At 42.2% G+C, this 325-nt stretch carries 1 protein-coding gene; it reads right to left on the bottom strand.

Annotation, left to right across the window (positions count from 1 at the left end; translation table 11 throughout):
- Positions 1 to 41 precede the first annotated feature (41 nt).
- Positions 42 to 233, bottom strand: a complete 192-nt coding sequence (locus GGG_RS0119265; RefSeq protein ID WP_010118253.1) for a DUF551 domain-containing protein — start codon at positions 231 to 233, stop codon at positions 42 to 44.
- Between the last annotated feature and the right edge of the window lie 92 nt (positions 234 to 325).

The raw sequence follows: 325 nt of genomic DNA, 5'->3' as shown, positions 1-325 counted from the left end.
TGGATAGGAAACACGGCTTTTTGCATTTCCTGCTCCAACAATCATTCTTCTGGTTTTTCGGGTAGCGGCATCCAATGAGTGACTTCCAACAATTGATATCCATCTTCACCCTGAAAAGTACAGCCATTTGAGCCAAGTGTAGCTTTGCCAATTACAGTAAATTTATCAGGCCTGTGACACAAAACACGCTGATAACACTGTGGTTGCTTATCGCTTAATTTAATCCACTTCATCAAAACACCTCTTTATCTTCCATCACCAACATCCGATTCACTCTCACCAACCACTTCTCAAACATGGCTTCACTTTGTTCTCGGTTGCCCAA

Source organism: Acinetobacter sp. P8-3-8, from assembly GCF_000214135.1.
Classification (GTDB): Bacteria; Pseudomonadota; Gammaproteobacteria; order Pseudomonadales; family Moraxellaceae; genus Acinetobacter.
This window is presented reverse-complemented; position numbering and strand designations above follow the sequence as displayed.

Bases quoted from the DNA above. Each gene is read 5' to 3' on its own strand.
- GGG_RS0119265 (WP_010118253.1), bottom strand. From the start codon at position 233: ATGAAGTGGATTAAATTAAGCGATAAGCAACCACAGTGTTATCAGCGT.